We start from the raw sequence: 14273 nt of genomic DNA, 5'->3' as shown, positions 1-14273 counted from the left end.
ACGAAAAATGGGCACGGCCCGAAAACCGCAACCCGTATTATAAAGACCATGGCCCATCGCCCCGATTTTCCGTTTGAGGCTGCCGACCAGTGCGTCAAATGCGGGCTCTGCCTGCCGCATTGCCCCAGCTACGGACAGACCGGACACGAAGGCGATTCACCGCGTGGCCGCATCACCTTGATGCAGGCGCTGGCCAGCGGCGCGCTGGCCGCCACCGATGGCTTGCAAGCACACCTCGACGGCTGCCTGGGGTGCCGCGCCTGTGAACCCGTGTGCCCGGCGCGCGTGCCTTACCACCAGATTCTGGACGCGGGGCGCGCGCGCCTGCTGGCGGAACGACCACAGCCGGGCCTGTGTCACTGGATCGCCGCGCTGACCCATCCGCTCGGACAACGATTGCTGCGCTGGAGCGCGCGCCTCTGGCAGGTCAGCACACTCGGCCGCCTCGCAGCCAGATACGCGCACCGTCACCCGCTGATTCGTCTTCTGAGTCTGTTGCCCCCCAAGGTCGGCCGACCGGCCCAGACCATCACCCGTCCCACCTCGGTCACCAAACAGCCCGAGTTCTGGCGTTTTGGCAGTTGTGTCGGCGCCGCACTGGACCCGGCAACGGATGAGGCTGCGCAGGCCGTGCTCGGCGCGCTGGGCATCGCCAGCCGGTCGCTGACCGGTGTCTGCTGCGGGGCGATGGCACGCCACGCCGGACTGGCAGACTTGGCAGCGCAACAGGAGAGCGCACTGGCCCGAGCAGCGGGCACGCGCCCCATCGTCAGCCTCGCCAGCGGCTGCGCCGCCCAGTTGCGCACGCATCCGGATGCGGCGCTGCGCGCCGGCCATCACGAAGTGCTGAGCCTGATTCGACAACGATGGCCGGCCGACCTGACGCCGCGATCACTGCCACTGCGCGTCGCGGTGCAACGACCGTGCACGCACCGCAATGCACTCGGCAGCGATGCCGACATTGACGGGTTACTGGCAAGAATTCCGGGTCTGACCGTGGTCGAGCTCGACGCGGCACCGAGTTGCTGCGGCGCAGCCGGGCATCATCTGCTGGCCCATCCGCGTATCGCCGATGCACATCTCGCGCCCAAGCTGGCGGCTGCCAGCGCCTTGTCGCCGCAGGTCATCGTCAGCAGCAACATCGGCTGCGCAACGCACATCGCCGCAGGCTTACGCCGTCGGGGCCTTCACGACATCGAGGTCATGCACCCGGTGCGTTTGCTGGCGCTAGCACTGCGGGCACCACGGCCGGGGCCGGCGCGGGCAGACCACCCAATCGCGCTTCAAGACGAATCAGAATCAGCTCGGCCAGCTCGGTCTGCAGGTAGGCACGCAGACGTGCTTCCTCGGCGTCTTTGGCCAGCACCTGATCCGCGTTGAAGCTGAAATCGCGGCTGATCTCGAGGTAATCACTGGGCACCAGGACCGTGCCGTCGCGCTCGACCCGATAACGCACCGTGGTGCGCAGCAAAAACTCCAGCGCCTTGCCGTCGGGACCCACCGAAAGCACTTCTCGAACGGTGTTCAATTCCTGAATACGGACGGCCGTCACCCCGTCACCGCTGCGCGTCCGGATGCTCGCACCACGCCGCTGCAGCAATGCCCGCAGGTGGGTTTCAACCGGCGGCTCACGCACCCGGTACGGTGCTTCGACGTCAATGAACACCACATCGAGCAACTCGGGCAGCGGCCGATCGCCCATCAGGCGAAAGCCACAGGCGCTGAGCAACAGCGCCAGCAATGCAAGGCAGAGACCGGGCGCGAGGCGTTGGCTCATCCGGCCACCACCAGGTTCACCAACCGACCCGGCACCACGATCTTCTTTCTGATCTCACCGGTGAGGAATTTCTGCACGTTGGGCTCGGCCAGCGCGGCCTCGAGAATCGCGTCCTGCGCAGCGTCTTTGGCAACGTTGATCTGGCCACGCAGCTTGCCGTTGACTTGCACGACAAGGCTGATGGTGTCGCTCACCAGCGCGGCCGGATCGGCCTGCGGCCAGGGTGCGTCAATCACCGCGTCGCGATGACCCAGCTGCAGCCAGAGCGCATGACTGATGTGCGGCACGATGGGCGCCAAGCCCAGCACCAGCGACTCGGCGCCTTCGCGCAGCACGGCAGCGGTCTGACCCGTGGCGCCATCGGCTGCCTTCATCAGGGCATTGAGCAGCTCCATGCAGGCGGCGACCGCGGTGTTGTAGGTCTGGCGGCGGCCGTAGTCGTCGTCGAGCTTGGCGAGGGTTTCGTGCACCTTGCGGCGCAGGTCTTTCTGCCCGGCATCGAGGGCGGCGGTGTCCAGCGCCGGGGCATCGGCAAGCCCGGTTACGAAGGCCCACAGCCGTTTCAGGAAGCGGGCCGCGCCTTCGATGCCGGCATCGTTCCATTCGAGGCTCTGCTCGGGCGGCGCGGTAAACATCATGAACAGGCGCACGGCATCGGCGCCGAAGCGCGCGACCATGGTTTCGGGGTCTACGCCGTTGTTCTTGGACTTCGACATCTTCTCGCGACCGCCAATCACCACCGGCTGACCATCGGCCTTCAGCACGGCGCTGACCGGCGCGCCGCGCTCGTCGGTCAGTACCTCGACGTCGGCGGGGTTGATCCAGGCCTTGTTGCCGCCCGCCTCTTGGCGGTAGTAGGTGCCGGCAATCACCATGCCCTGACACAGCAGCCGCGTGAACGGCTCATCGCCTGCCACCGGCAGGCCGACGTCGCGCATCAGCTTATGAAAGAAGCGCGCGTACAGCAGGTGCAGCACCGCATGCTCGATGCCGCCGATGTATTGATCCACCGGCAGCCAGTGGCGCACGCGTTCATCTAGCATGGCCGTGTCGTTGTCGGCGCAGGCAAAGCGCGCGAAGTACCAACTCGATTCAAAGAAGGTGTCGAAGGTGTCGGTCTCGCGCCGCGCGGGTTTGCCGCAGCTTGGGCAGCTCACCTCATAGAAGCTCGGCGTGCGGGTCAGCGGGCTGGCGGCGCCGTCGGGCTTCAGGTCTTCCGGCAGCACGACTGGCAAATCCGCTTCGGGCACCGGCACGTCACCGCAGGCGTCGCAGTAGACGATGGGAATCGGGCAGCCCCAGTAGCGCTGGCGGCTCACGCCCCAGTCGCGCAGGCGGTAATTGATGCGTTCGCGGCCCTGGCCCTTCCCTTCCAGATCGGACTTGATGGCGGCGAATGCGGCGTCGAAGTCGAGGCCGTCGAAGCGGCCGGAGTTGATGAGGATGCCGGTGTCGGTAAAGGCACCTTGGCTGATGTCGGGCGCTGTCGCGTCCTGCGGACGCGCCCTCTCCCCCTGCCCCTCTCCCGCCTGCGGGAGAGGGGTGTTGCCTTGACTCTCCTCTTCCCTCGCGGGACGAGGGGAAACGTATACGTTTGCGGGGGAGAGGGGGCGCTCTGCAATCACCACCTTTTTCGGCAACCCAAATGCGCTGGCAAATTCCCAGTCGCGCTCATCGTGTGCGGGTACTGCCATCACGCAGCCCGTGCCGTAACCCATGAGCACGAAGTTGGCAGCCCACACCGGCACGGCTTCGCCGGTGAGTGGATGAATCACCGAAATACCCAGCGGCACGCCCTTTTTCTCTTGCGTGGCCAGGGTGGCTTCGGCGGTGCCGGTCTTGCGGGTTTCATCGATGAAGGCGGCGACGGTTGAATCGCGTTCCGCCGCGGCCAGCGCCAGCGGATGCTGCGCGGCCACCGACACGAAGGTCACGCCCATCAGCGTGTCGGGGCGCGTGGTGTACACGGTGAGTGCGCCCGAGCCGTCAGCCAGCGCAAAGTCGATTTCCAGGCCCTTTGAGCGACCAATCCAGTTGGCCTGTTGGGCTTTCACCGCATCGGGCCAGCCCGGCAACTGATCCAGGCAATCCACCAGTTCATCGGCATAGTCGGTGATGCGCAAGAACCATTGCGGAATCTCACGCTGCTCGACGATGGCGCCCGAACGCCAGCCGCGGCCGTCAATCACCTGCTCGTTGGCCAGCACGGTGTGGTCCACCGGGTCCCAGTTGACCACCGAGTTCTTGCGGTAGACCAAGCCCTTCTTAAACAACTGCACAAACAGCCATTGCTCCCAGCGGTAAAAGCGCGGCTCACAGGTGGCAAAGCTGCGCGACCAGTCAAAACCCAGGCCCAGCGCGTCCAGCTGCGTGCGCATGTACGCCATGTTGTCGTAGGTCCACGCGGCGGGGGCGACGTTGGATTTGATGGCCGCATTCTCGGCCGGCAGGCCAAAGGCGTCGAAGCCCATCGGCTGCATCACGTTTTTGCCCTTCATCCGCTGATAGCGGCTGACCACGTCACCGATGGTGTAATTGCGCACGTGGCCCATGTGCAGGCGGCCTGAGGGGTACGGAAACATCGAAAGGCAGTAAAACGGCTCGCGCCCAGTGTCTTCAACGACGCGAAACGCATCGTGCGCAGCCCAGTAAGCTTGGGCAGCTGACTCGATGGTCGAGGGGTCGTAAACGGGCGTGGGCGCCGGGGCGTTCATCAGAATGGCAGTCCGGGCGGCCGCCGATTACGCGAACGCCACTTGAAGTGGGTGGAATGGCAACCATTCTAAGCAATCGGTTAGCCGGCGGCGCCCTGCCGCCTGCGACATTGGGAGACGGGTTTGACGGAATTCCTCATGCAGTACGGGCTGTTCGCCGCCAAGGCGATCACGGTATTGGTGGTGATCGTGCTTGCGATCGGCGGGATCGCCTCCGCAGTACGCCAGGCGCGTCAATCGCACTCGCCCGAGCGGCTGGACGTGCGCAGCCTCAACGAACGCTTTGAATGGCTGGCCGACAGCGTCAAGGGTGAGTTTAAGAGCAGCGCCGAAATGAAGGCGGCTGCCAAGACCAGAAAGAAGGCCGACAAGGCACGTGCCAAAGCAGCCAAGGCCGCGATCAAGGCGGGCAAAACGCCAGACGCCAAGCCTCGGATCTTCGTGCTGGACTTCGACGGCAACCTGAGTGCCGACGCCACCGACGCGCTGCGCGATGAAATCTCCGCCGTGCTCCAGGCCGCACAGGACCACGACGAAGTGCTGCTGCGACTCGAAAGCCCCGGCGGCCTGGTGCATGCCTACGGGCTGGCGGCTTCGCAACTGCAGCGGATTCGCGACCGTGGCCTCAAGCTCACCGTCGCCGTTGACATGATGGCGGCCAGCGGCGGCTACCTGATGGCCTGCGTCGCCAACCAGATCATCTCGGCACCGTTCGCGGTGCTCGGTTCCATCGGCGTGGTCGCCCAGGTGCCCAACGTGCACCGGCTGCTGAAGAAGCACGACGTCGATGTCGAACTGCACACCGCCGGGGCCTACAAACGCACCCTGACCATGCTGGGCGAAAACACCGAAGCCGGGCGTGCCAAGTTTCGCGAAGAGCTGGAACTGACCCACGGCCTATTCAAGTCGTTCGTCGTGGAGCACCGCCCGCAGCTCGACATTGAAGCGGTCGCCACCGGCGAGCACTGGTACGGCCAGCAGGCGCTGGCACTGAAGCTGACCGACAAGTTGCAGACCAGCGACGACTGGCTGCTGTCGCAGATCGACACGGCCGACCTGATCCACGTCCGCTTCAAGCCACCGCAGACCCTGAGCGATCGCCTGTCATTGAGTTTGCTACGGTTGGGCAGGGGTTTGCGCAGCAGCGCAAACGAGGCCTTGCAGCGGCCGCATACTCAGGTTTGATGCCGCCCTCCATCGAGGTCGCCGCGAACCTAATATGACCGGCCACGGTCTGAGCCCGCGATGCATCGACACTTCAACTCTTCATTGGGAACGCCATGTCTCTGACATTCAAGCAAAAAATCATCGCCCCGCTGGCGATCTCACTTTCGATGGTCACCGCAGCCTGCATCATGTCGGGCTCGCCCGAGCCGGCTGAAGCCAAGACTGAGAATGCCCGCACGGAAGTCACGCAAGTGGCCGTGCCGCTGACCGGCGAACTGCCCTCACTGGCGCCAATGCTGCAGAACACCATGCCGGCCGTGATCAACATCTCGGTCACCGTCACCCAGGCACAGGGGCGCATGTCACCGTTCATGGAAGACCCGATGTTCCGGCGCTTCTTCGGCATGCCCGACCCCGACCAGATGCCGGAACGTGAGGCCCAGTCCATCGGCTCGGGCGTGATCGTCGATGCAAAGAATGGCTACGTGGTCACCAACAGCCACGTGGTGGCCGAAGCCGATGAGATCAAGGTTCGCCTCAACGATGACCGCGAGTTTGTCGCCAAGCTGATCGGCACCGATCCCGACACCGACATCGCCATCCTGCAAATCGAGGCCGAGAATCTGGTGGCGCTGCCGCTGGCCGACTCCGACAAGCTGCTGGTCGGTGATTACGTGGTTGCCATCGGCTCGCCGTTTGGCCTGCACCAGACGGTGACCAGCGGCATCATCAGCGGCCTGTCACGCCAGACCGGCATCAGCGAAGGCGGCTACGAAGACTTCATCCAGACCGACGCCTCAATCAACCCCGGCAACTCCGGCGGTGCGCTGGTCAACCTGCGCGGCGAACTGGTCGGCGTGCCATCCAATATTTTGTCGCGCTCGGGCGGCAACATCGGCATCGGGTTCGCCATTCCCACCAATCTGGTCGAGAACGTGATGGCGCAGCTCATCGAGTTCGGTGAGGTGCAGCGTGGCCGTATCGGCATCACCGGGCAGAACATCACCGGCGAACTGGCCGAGGCCTTCAAACTCGACAGCACCCGCGGCGCGCTGGTCACCCGGGTCCTGCCCGACTCGCCCGCCGAGAAGGCGGGCGTGCAGCCTGAGGACATCATCACGGAGTTCAACGGTCGCTCGGTCCGCGATTTTGCCGAGCTGCGCAACAAGGTGGGCCTGCTGCGGATTGGCGACACCGCCGAGCTGACCATCATCCGCGAAGGCAAGAAGCGGACGGTCAAGGTCGATGTGGGCGGTGCCGATGACGACACCGTGGCGGCCGGAGACAACGTCAACGAACGACTTGCCGGTGCGCAGTTCGGTCCGCTCACCGAGCAATCAATGGCGGATGGCATTGAGCAGGGCGTCAGCGTTCAGTCGGTGGAGCGCGGCTCACCGGCAGCCCGCGCCGGCCTGCGTGACGGCGACGTGATCATCGGCGTCAACCGTCAACCGGTCGAGAGCGTGGGTGAGTTTCAGGAACGGGTCAAAGAATCCGGCCAGGGGCAGATGCTGTTGCACGTGCGCCGCGGCGCCGGTGCGCTGTTCATCGTCGTGCAGTAGTCCTCAGGCTTCAGGCCGCGCCGTCGAGACGATAGACGGCGCTGGCTCAATATCCCCGGCGACGGTCGTATACTCACGGCCGTCGCCTTTTTTCTAGTTGCTCATGCTCGAAGCTGAACTGCAACACCTTGAAGACCGCGTTCAGCGCCTCAACACCGCCTACCGCCAGTCGCGGCTGGAGTTGAAGCGCGCGCTGCAAGAGCGCGACCGCCTGGTGGCGCTCAACAGCGAGCTGCGTCGCCGTATTGAAGCCATCGTTGATCGCATCCGCTCGCTCGAAGACACGCCGTCCGAGGCGTCTAGCCTGCTTGATGAGGACGCGCCCGACACTGAGGAGCCCCGAACGTGAGCCAACGCCAAGCCGAACCCGTCAGCATCACCGTTCGCATCATGGGCAAGGAATACACCGTTGCTTGCCCCGAAGCCGAGCACGACACTTTGATCCGCTCGGCCGACCATCTCAACGAACGGATGACCACCATCCGCCGCCGTGGCAAGGCGCTCGGTGCCGAGAAAATTGCGGTCATGGCGGCGCTCAATCTGACGCGTGAACTGCTCGAGAATCAGGGTGTTGACGGCCAGACCGTTAGTGAACAAGCGGCTGCCGAACGAGTGCGGCAACTGCGTCTCGACATTGACAACACACTGACGCTTGAATAGCGATAAACTCGCGTTGGTGTCTCCTGCCATGTTGGTTAATCAGCTCCCAACCCCTTGAGCCTATTTGCAAAAAACCGGGAGCCGGACCACGCTGGGCGTGCAGGCCCGCCTTTGCAGCGGGAAGCCCAAAAGCGTGAAAACGCACCCACTTGAGACGCACGTCTCAAGGTGACAGAGCCGATGACGGCATGCGCGGGAGACACCTTCGATCACCTCGACACAGCGGCGCTGCGCAAGCAGCATCTGCGTCGACACCTGCGCCGGCAACGACGCTTGCTGAGTCCACGACAACGCCGTCTCGCTGCGCGGCGCTGCACCGTCAAAACCCTCGCCCTGCCGGGTCTGCGCCGCGCTCGTCGCGTCGGTGTTTATCTGCACCACGGCGCCGAGCTGGCCACCACCGCACTGATCGCCGCGTTGCGTCAGAGGGGGGTGGAGGTTTACGTGCCGGTGCCCCGCGCTGAAGGCCGCATGCTGTGGGTCGCATTAACCTCTCGCACCCGGCTGGCACACGGGCGCTATGGCATTCGCGCGCCGCGTCAGAACAAGCCACGCATTCCTCTTAACCGGCTGCAATGGCTGGTGGTGCCGTTGGTGGGCGTCGATACGCAACTGAACCGCCTCGGCGCCGGCGGCGGCTACTATGACCGCCTGCGCGACAACCCCCAGCACCTGCCGCGTTGGCTGGGCTGGGCATACGCACAACAATGTGTCGATCAGCTCCCGTGTGAACCTTGGGACCGCCCCCTCGACGCCCTGATAACTGACCGGAGACCCCGATGGCCTACTGGCTGATGAAGTCCGAGCCCGACTGTTTTTCGATTGACGACCTGGCCGCGCGGCCGAAGAAAACCGAAGCCTGGGACGGGGTGCGCAACTACCAGGTTCGCAACATGTTTCGCGACCAGTTCCAGGTCGGCGACCAGGCATTTTTCTACCATTCCAGTTGCGCGGAGCCGGGCATCGTCGGCGTGGTTGATATCGTCAGCAAGGCTTATCCCGACCCGACGCAATTTGATCCGAAGTCAGATCATTACGACGCCAAATCAACCCTGGAGAACCCACGCTGGCTGCTGGTCGACGTACGCTTCAAGCGCAAGCTGAAAAAGCCGATCACGCTGGCCATGCTCAAGGCCAAGGCTGACGACGAACTGGCCGGCCTTGCGGTGCTCGCGCCCGGTTCGCGGCTGTCGGTGACGCCGGTCCGCGAGGCGCACTGGAACAAGATTCTGGCGATGTGACGCTGCGTCGCTTGCTCAGTTCAACTGCATCTGGAACTGCGCGTTCCCGTCCTTGAGGTGTTCGACCTGGACGATGCGGTACCCCTGTGCCGGATCGACCCAAACACGAATCGAGCGGCGGCTGGGGTCGACGCGCTCGACCCTGACCGTCTCGATGGGCCCCTGACCCAGGTCGATGGTTTCGCGCGCCGCCATCCGAAACTCATAGGCCTTGACCTCGTCAGGCTCAACCTGGACCACGGTGTACGTCGCATCCGACACCGCACCCTTGTTGACAATCACCCAGCGCTGCACGGCCATTTGCAACGAAAGGCGGTCGTGCACCGCGCCTTCAAACTCGATCTCGACACCGTCGTCCGTGCGCGCCACGCCTTCTTCGTGGTCAAAGCGCAGCACGTAGTTCTCGTCCTTCTCGTCCTCGCGGTTGAACGAGTAGGTGCGCGGCACCAGCGCACCGTCGTCCATGCAGAATTCACTGGCCTCGACGATGCGACCGATGAACATGCGCGCCAGCCCGGTCGGGTTGGCGGCGTAGGCATAGCGGTAACAATCACCCCCCAAGTCGATCAGGGAAAAGTCGGCCGTGCCGAGCTTGAGCACACCACGACGCAGGGTGTAACGGCCATCGACCGGTGGCATGGCGGGCGCGGCAGGCACCGCCTCTGCTGCGGGTGTCGCAGCCGCAGGCGCAGGCTGGGGCGTCGGCGTGTTGGCAGCGGCGGCCGAACTGGCGATGCCCAGCAGCAGCAGCGCCGCAAGGCCAGTCGCCCAGGTGCGCCGGCGGTCAGTGGTGGGCAGTCGCGTCATTCTTCGTTCTCCAAGTAATCTGATCGATCAAAAACCCGCTTCAAGATCGTCCAACGATAACGGCTGGTGCAAAGCTTGGCCGTCAAGGGCTGCGACGTGAGCACCCTGCACGGCCAGGCGCCCGTTCACGGCCCAGGCCACAGCCTGCGGATAAATGCGTTGCTCGACGTCCACCATGACACGCTCAGCCAGTGTCTCATCGGTATCTTCGGGCCGCACCATGAGGGCGCCCTGAATAATGCGCGGCCCACCATCGAGTGCTTCGGTGACGAAATGCACGGTGGCGCCGTGCTGCGTGTCGCCCGCCGCACGCACTGCCGCGTGGGTGCGTAAACCGGGGTGACGCGGCAGTAGTGACGGATGAATGTTGAGTAACCGACCCGCGTAGTGCGCCGTAAACCCTGGCGTAAGAATGCGCATGAAGCCGGCAAGCACCACCCAGTCGGCGCGCCACGCATCAATCTGCCGCACCAGCGCCGCATCGAAAGCGGCCCTATCGGCAAACACGCCGGGGGTGATCACCTGTGCCGGCAACCCTGCAGCCGACGCCCGCTGGAGACCCGCTGCGTCGGCACGGCTGCTGATCACGCCGGCAAGGCACCTCGGCAGCCTGCCGTCGCGCTCGGCATCCACCAGCGCCTGCAGGTTGCGCCCGGCGCCGGAAATCAGCACGACGACCCGCTTCACGCGTAGCGGACGTCGCCATCACCCTTGATGATTTCGCCGGCAATCCAGGGCTTGAGCTTGTGTGCAGCCAACTGCGCCATGGCCTCATCGGCCTTCAGGCGCGGCACCACCATCATGAAGCCGACCCCGCAGTTGAAGACGCGGCGCATCTCGGCATCGCTGACATTGCCGGCCTGCTGCAGCCACTGGAACACCGGCGGCAAGGTCCAGCTCTGGGTATCGATCACGGCCGACACGCCCTCGGGGAAGCAGCGCGGCAGGTTGTCGGTGATGCCGCCGCCGGTGATGTGCGCCATGCCACGAACCGGCGCGCCAGAGGCGAGCAGATCGAGGACAGGCTTGACGTAGATGGCCGTCGGCGCCAACAACGACTTGCCCAGCGTCGTGCGCCCAACCGGGGTGTCGAGCCCCGCCCCACTGTGCTCGACAATTTTGCGGATCAGCGAATAGCCGTTGGCGTGCGGACCCGACGATGGCAGTGCAATCACCACATCGCCCGGCTTGATACGGGTGCCATCGATGCGCTTTTTCTTCTCCACCACCGCGACGCAGAAGCCTGCGAGGTCAAAATCACCCTTGGCATAAAGGCCCGGCATCTCAGCGGTTTCGCCGCCCACCAGCGCACAGCCGGACAGCTTGCACCCTTTGGCGATGCCGCGAATCACCAGCCCGGCCTGACGCGGGTCGAGCTTGCCGGTGGCGAAGTAGTCCAGAAAGAACAGCGGCTCGGCGCCGGTGACCAGCACGTCGTTGACGCACATCGCCACCAGATCTTGGCCCAGTCCTTCCACCACCCCGGCGTCGATGGCCAAACGCAGTTTGGTGCCCACACCGTCAGTGCCGCTGACCAACACCGGCTGCTTGTATTTTTTCGGTAACTCGACCAGCGCCCCGAATCCGCCGACGCCGCCGAGCACCTCCTTGCGATGGGTCGATTTGACGATGCGCTTGATGTCGCCAACCAATGCGTCGCCGGCGTCGATGTCGACCCCTGCATCTTTGTAGGTGAAACCTTGGGGTGAACTCATGCGCAGACCGTCCGGGAGTGGGATAACCTTGCATTTTACCGACCCGCGACCCGTCCGCATGATGTTGAAATCGCTCGCCGTGGTGACCCTGTCGCTCATCGGCCTCGGCAGCGCCGTGGCGCAGCCCCTGCCGACAGACGAAGAACGGCTGGCGCCGGAAGTCCAGGGGCCTGACTACACCGCCCGAGTGCCGTTGGAGGCCAACACGCAAGAGGCGCGCGATGCGGCGCTGCGTGACGCGCTGGTCCAGGTGTTCGAGCGCGCCAGCGGCGGTGGACTGATTCCCGCGCACTACCGAGACCGCGCCCGCGACTGGGTCGACAACTTCAACCTCGACCGCGACGCAGAGGGCTTGGGCCTGCGCGCCAGCTTCAATCCGCAATCGATCGACGACGCGGTCGCCGACATCGGTCTGCCGCTGTGGGGCGCGCGACGTTACGGCGCAGATCGGGTCGAGGTGCAACTGGCGAACGTCAGCAGCCCCGAACGCTATGCCGAGGTCATGCGCCAACTCAGCGACGACCGCCGCGTCGAGCGCGTCGAGATTCAGTCTCTCAACGGCACCGACGTACGCCTCAGCGTCATGGTCGAGGGTGGCCGACAAGCGCTGGTCGACCTGCTCGGCAGCCGGGCTTACGCGGACAACAGCGACAATCCATTCAGCCAGGCCCTGCGTCTGGAGCTGCGTTAAACCCGCCGTGAATACCCCGGTCAATCCTGCAGACGACACGCCACTCGGCTGGCGCGAAACCCTGCCGTGGCTGGCGGCCGGCATTGGCTTTTTGATGCTGCTGTGGCTGTTGGCGCCGATTCTCACGCCGTTCGTGCTCGGCGCCGCGCTGGCCTATCTCGGCGACCCCATCGTTGACCGCCTGCAACGCTGGCGCCTGTCGCGTACGGCGGGCGTTTGCGTGGTGTTTCTGGTGATTGGACTGTTCAGCCTCATCGCCGTGCTGCTGATCATTCCCATGCTTTACACCCAGTTGGCTGGGCTGCTCAGCCGTATTCCGGAATGGCTGGTGTGGATTCAGAACACCGCCCTGCCCTACCTCGGCATCACCTTGCCGGAAGGCGTCGGGCTCGACGGCGAAGGGCTCAAGTCCATCGTCACCGAACACTGGTCACGCGCCGGCGACATGGCGTCGGCCATCTGGACGCAGGTCTCGAGCAACGGCACACGGCTGCTGACCACCGTGGTCAACCTGCTGATGGTGCCGGTGGTCAGCTTCTATCTGCTGCGCGATTGGGACGATCTGGTCGCCTGGGTCCGCGACATGGTGCCGCGCAAGGCGCTGCCCACCGTGGGCCGCCTGGCGGGCGAAACCCACGAGATGCTCGGCTCGTTCATCCGTGGGCAGCTTTACGTGATGCTGGCGCTGGGCACTTATTACAGCGTCGGCCTGTGGCTGGTCGGTCTCGATCTGGCGCTGGTCATCGGCCTGATTGCCGGGCTGATCAGCTTCGTGCCCTACCTCGGCACCATTGTCGGCATCATCGCCGCACTGCTGGCCATGTTCATGCAGACCGGCGAGTGGCTGCCGCTGATCTGGGTGGCGCTGGTGTTTGGCATTGGCCAGTTGCTCGAAGGCGCAGTGCTGACGCCCAACCTGGTCGGCGACAAGATTGGCCTGCACCCGGTGACCGTCATCTTCGCGCTGATGGCCGGCGGCCAATTGTTTGGGTTCATCGGCGTGCTCATTGCGCTGCCCATGGCGGCCGTGCTCGCGGTACTATTCCGTCACGGCAAACAGCACTGGCTGACCAGCCGCGTCTATCAGGGCTGAGCGCACGATGCGCGGAGACCAGCTGTCACTGGCGGTGCAGTTGTCACAGCCGAGCGACTTCGACAGCTTTGTCGCCGCACCCGACCTGCAAGCCATCGCCCAACTCCGGGCGCGAGAAAGTGCCTACCTGCACGGCCCGTCCGGGGTTGGCAAAACCCATCTGCTGCTCGCCGCCTGCCGGCTGCATGGCGGGCGCTACCTGCCGCTGGCCAGCTTGCTGGGTGAAAGCGCCGAGGCACTGACCGGACTCGACAATGACCAGCCAATGGCGCTGGACGAGCTGGACGACGCACCGCAGAACCCTGAGTTCTGGATGGCCCTGCTACGCCTGCTGGACGCTCGCTTGACGGCGGGCGCGGTGACCTGGATCGCCTCACGCGGCGCGCCCGAAGTGCTGTCATCAATGCCCACCGACCTGCGGACTCGCCTCGCACGCCTGCCGCGATTCCACGTACCCACACTCGACGAGCAGCAGCAATTTCAATTGCTGACCGAAGGTGCCGAGCGTCGTGGTCTGGCGCTGCCCGACGACGTGACCCGATGGTGGTTACGCCACCTGCCACGCGATGCCGGCAGCCTGCTGGCCGGTCTGGAGCGGATTGATCGCGCGTCGCTCAAGGCGCGGCGCCGGCTCACCCTGCCGTTCGTGCAAGCGGTGTTGATGCCCGCCGAAGAGCAGAAGGTCTGAGACGCACATGAAGCCGCCCCACTCGTCACGCCGGACTTGATCTGGTATCCATGAATCGGGCGCTGCGGCACACGCTTGTCACACGCGCCACGCCTTCAGCCTGAAGGCGGGTCAACGTCGGCCCAACGGGCTCGGCGACCTCGGTGCCCTCACTGAAC

General features: G+C 64.8%; 14 protein-coding genes, 1 other RNA gene and 1 pseudogene. 11 read left to right on the top strand and 5 right to left on the bottom strand.

Annotated features, from left to right (window positions below; genetic code table 11):
- The first annotated feature begins 48 nt into the window (after positions 1 to 48).
- Positions 49 to 1380 carry a (Fe-S)-binding protein gene (locus U741_RS19220; protein ID WP_161776174.1) on the top strand — a complete coding sequence of 444 codons (1332 nt, stop codon included), beginning with the start codon at positions 49 to 51 and terminating at the stop codon, positions 1378 to 1380.
- On the opposite strand, the pseudogene U741_RS20080 reads toward U741_RS19220, so the two are convergent.
- Both U741_RS20080 and leuS read right to left on the bottom strand, forming a co-directional pair.
- Positions 1346 to 1702, bottom strand: a pseudogene (locus U741_RS20080) (LPS-assembly lipoprotein LptE); the annotation flags it as partial. The gene U741_RS19220 and the pseudogene U741_RS20080 sit on opposite strands and share 35 nt — an antisense overlap.
- Before the next feature lie 71 nt (positions 1703 to 1773).
- Positions 1774 to 4491: a leucine--tRNA ligase gene (gene leuS / locus U741_RS0109585; RefSeq protein WP_029890254.1), complete on the bottom strand. Its 2718-nt coding sequence runs from the start codon at positions 4489 to 4491 to the stop codon at positions 1774 to 1776.
- Between the two features lie 123 nt (positions 4492 to 4614).
- On the opposite strand from leuS, the gene sohB reads away from it, so the two are divergent.
- The 7 genes from sohB (at position 4615) to U741_RS0109555 (ending at position 9121) form a co-directional block, all read left to right on the top strand.
- Complete coding sequence (gene sohB / locus U741_RS0109580; protein WP_029890253.1) at positions 4615 to 5676, top strand: protease SohB; 1062 nt, start codon at positions 4615 to 4617, stop codon at positions 5674 to 5676.
- A gap of 95 nt (positions 5677 to 5771) precedes the next feature.
- Positions 5772 to 7220, top strand: a complete 1449-nt coding sequence (locus U741_RS0109575; protein WP_029890252.1) for a DegQ family serine endoprotease — start codon at positions 5772 to 5774, stop codon at positions 7218 to 7220.
- Between the two features lie 103 nt (positions 7221 to 7323).
- Positions 7324 to 7569 carry a hypothetical protein gene (locus U741_RS19530; protein WP_043110253.1) on the top strand — a complete coding sequence of 82 codons (246 nt, stop codon included), beginning with the start codon at positions 7324 to 7326 and terminating at the stop codon, positions 7567 to 7569.
- Positions 7566 to 7880: a cell division protein ZapA gene (locus tag U741_RS0109565; RefSeq protein WP_029890251.1), complete on the top strand. Its 315-nt coding sequence runs from the start codon at positions 7566 to 7568 to the stop codon at positions 7878 to 7880. The genes U741_RS19530 and U741_RS0109565 overlap by 4 nt, the downstream gene beginning before the upstream one ends.
- Before the next feature lie 17 nt (positions 7881 to 7897).
- Positions 7898 to 8083, top strand: a non-coding RNA gene (ssrS, locus tag U741_RS18935) — 6S RNA.
- Between the two features lie 25 nt (positions 8084 to 8108).
- Complete coding sequence (locus tag U741_RS0109560) at positions 8109 to 8675, top strand: 5-formyltetrahydrofolate cyclo-ligase (RefSeq protein ID WP_084154775.1); 567 nt, start codon at positions 8109 to 8111, stop codon at positions 8673 to 8675.
- The gene (locus U741_RS0109555) at positions 8660 to 9121 is read left to right on the top strand and encodes an EVE domain-containing protein (RefSeq protein ID WP_029890249.1); all 462 of its coding nucleotides are present in this window, start codon (positions 8660 to 8662) and stop codon (positions 9119 to 9121) included. Before U741_RS0109560 ends, U741_RS0109555 begins: the two co-directional genes overlap by 16 nt.
- 15 nt (positions 9122 to 9136) lie before the next feature.
- Here the strand turns inward: U741_RS0109555 and U741_RS0109550 are convergent, their stop codons facing one another.
- Genes U741_RS0109550 through purM form a run of 3 tightly spaced genes read right to left on the bottom strand, consistent with a single transcriptional unit; the run spans position 9137 to position 11643 of the window.
- Positions 9137 to 9928: a DUF3108 domain-containing protein gene (locus tag U741_RS0109550; RefSeq protein WP_029890248.1), complete on the bottom strand. Its 792-nt coding sequence runs from the start codon at positions 9926 to 9928 to the stop codon at positions 9137 to 9139.
- Between the two features lie 27 nt (positions 9929 to 9955).
- Entirely contained in the window at positions 9956 to 10615 is a 660-nt protein-coding gene (gene purN / locus U741_RS0109545; RefSeq protein ID WP_029890247.1) for a phosphoribosylglycinamide formyltransferase, read from the bottom strand.
- Positions 10612 to 11643, bottom strand: a complete 1032-nt coding sequence (gene purM / locus U741_RS0109540; RefSeq protein WP_029890246.1) for a phosphoribosylformylglycinamidine cyclo-ligase — start codon at positions 11641 to 11643, stop codon at positions 10612 to 10614. Before purM ends, purN begins: the two co-directional genes overlap by 4 nt.
- A gap of 58 nt (positions 11644 to 11701) precedes the next feature.
- Here purM and U741_RS0109535 point away from each other — a divergent pair, with 58 nt between their 5' ends.
- The 3 genes from U741_RS0109535 to U741_RS0109525 are packed head-to-tail and all read left to right on the top strand — an operon-like array spanning position 11702 to position 14115.
- Positions 11702 to 12334, top strand: coding sequence for a DUF8605 domain-containing protein (locus tag U741_RS0109535; RefSeq protein WP_029890245.1), 633 nt, complete (start codon positions 11702 to 11704; stop codon positions 12332 to 12334).
- 7 nt (positions 12335 to 12341) lie between these two features.
- A complete protein-coding gene (locus U741_RS0109530; RefSeq protein WP_235200224.1) occupies positions 12342 to 13427 on the top strand; it encodes an AI-2E family transporter in 1086 nt (361 codons plus the stop codon).
- A 7-nt stretch (positions 13428 to 13434) separates the two neighbouring features.
- A complete protein-coding gene (locus U741_RS0109525) occupies positions 13435 to 14115 on the top strand; it encodes an HdaA/DnaA family protein (RefSeq protein ID WP_029890243.1) in 681 nt (226 codons plus the stop codon).
- The last annotated feature ends 158 nt before the right edge of the window (positions 14116 to 14273 follow it).

The organism is Polycyclovorans algicola TG408, assembly GCF_000711245.1.
In the GTDB taxonomy this organism is placed as follows: Bacteria; Pseudomonadota; Gammaproteobacteria; order Nevskiales; family Nevskiaceae; genus Polycyclovorans; species Polycyclovorans algicola.
This window is presented reverse-complemented; position numbering and strand designations above follow the sequence as displayed.

What these genes read in the sequence shown, in the direction of transcription:
- U741_RS0109555 (WP_029890249.1), top strand. Translation starts at nt 8,660, where the DNA reads ATGGCCTACTGGCTGATGAAGTCCGAGCCCGACTGTTTTTCGATTGAC.
- U741_RS0109535 (WP_029890245.1), top strand. Translation starts at nt 11,702, where the DNA reads ATGATGTTGAAATCGCTCGCCGTGGTGACCCTGTCGCTCATCGGCCTC.
- U741_RS0109575 (WP_029890252.1), top strand. Translation starts at nt 5,772, where the DNA reads ATGTCTCTGACATTCAAGCAAAAAATCATCGCCCCGCTGGCGATCTCA.
- U741_RS0109550 (WP_029890248.1), bottom strand. Translation starts at nt 9,928, where the DNA reads ATGACGCGACTGCCCACCACTGACCGCCGGCGCACCTGGGCGACTGGC.
- leuS (WP_029890254.1), bottom strand. Translation starts at nt 4,491, where the DNA reads ATGAACGCCCCGGCGCCCACGCCCGTTTACGACCCCTCGACCATCGAG.
- U741_RS19220 (WP_161776174.1), top strand. Translation starts at nt 49, where the DNA reads ATGGCCCATCGCCCCGATTTTCCGTTTGAGGCTGCCGACCAGTGCGTC.
- U741_RS19530 (WP_043110253.1), top strand. Translation starts at nt 7,324, where the DNA reads ATGCTCGAAGCTGAACTGCAACACCTTGAAGACCGCGTTCAGCGCCTC.
- purM (WP_029890246.1), bottom strand. Translation starts at nt 11,643, where the DNA reads ATGAGTTCACCCCAAGGTTTCACCTACAAAGATGCAGGGGTCGACATC.
- U741_RS0109525 (WP_029890243.1), top strand. Translation starts at nt 13,435, where the DNA reads ATGCGCGGAGACCAGCTGTCACTGGCGGTGCAGTTGTCACAGCCGAGC.